The 858-nt window shown below is 62.1% G+C and carries 1 protein-coding gene; it reads right to left on the bottom strand.

What is annotated here, in order from left to right; genetic code table 11:
• The coding region (locus tag D3227_RS40475; protein ID WP_120019474.1) for an IS630 family transposase at positions 1-858 on the bottom strand (858 nt) is incomplete at both ends.

The raw sequence follows: 858 nt of genomic DNA, 5'->3' as shown, positions 1-858 counted from the left end.
TGACGGCAGCGATGATTTTGTGTGGGTCGGCTCTCCAGACGAACGGTTGGGATTGCTGATTGTGCTCGGTGATGAAGCGATTGATGGCGGCCTGGAGATCAACGACGGAGTAGAAGACACCGTACTTCAGCCGGCGGCGGGTGAGCTTGGCGAAGAAGCCCTCGACAGCATTGAGCCATGAGCAGGATGTCGGCACGAAATGGAAGGTCCAGCGCGGATGCCTGGCCAGCCAGGCACGTACTTTGGGCTGCTTGTGAGTGGCGTAGTTGTCGAGGATCACGTGGACGGCCTTGTCGGGCGGAAGTTCGGCCTCGACGGCGTTGAGGAAGCGGATGAACTCCTGATGGCGATGGCGCTGCATATTACGGCCGATCACCGAACCATCGAGGACATTGAGCGCGGCGAACAGGGTCGTCGTGCCGTTGCGCTTATAATCGTGCGTCATTGTTGCCCCGCGACCGCGCTTCAGCGGCAACCCCGGCTGAGTGCGGTCGAGCGCCTGGATTTGGCTCTTTTCGTCGACCGATAGCACGATGGCATGAGCGGGGGGCGAGACGTAGAGCCCGACAACATCGTGAAGCTTCTCGGCAAACGCCTTGTCGTTGGACAGCTTGAAGCTGCGCCAGCGGTGAGGCGCAAGGCCATGGTCGTGCCAGATCTTCACCACCGAAGACGCCGCGATGCCGACAGCCTTCGCCATCGCGCGGACCGTCCAGTGCGTCGCCTCGTGGTCTGGCGGATCGAGCGTCAGCGCCACCACCTTGTCGACCAGCACAGACTGAAGCGGTGCAATGCCCGGTGGCCGCGTCTTGTCGCGCAGCAGACCGTCGACGCCTTCGTTCATGAAGCGCTCCTGCC

The sequence above is a fragment of the Mesorhizobium waimense genome (assembly GCF_003601975.1).
Taxonomy (GTDB): domain Bacteria; phylum Pseudomonadota; class Alphaproteobacteria; order Rhizobiales; family Rhizobiaceae; genus Mesorhizobium; species Mesorhizobium waimense.
The sequence above is the reverse complement of the archived record's forward strand: the minus strand, read 5'-3'. Positions and strand labels throughout refer to the sequence as shown.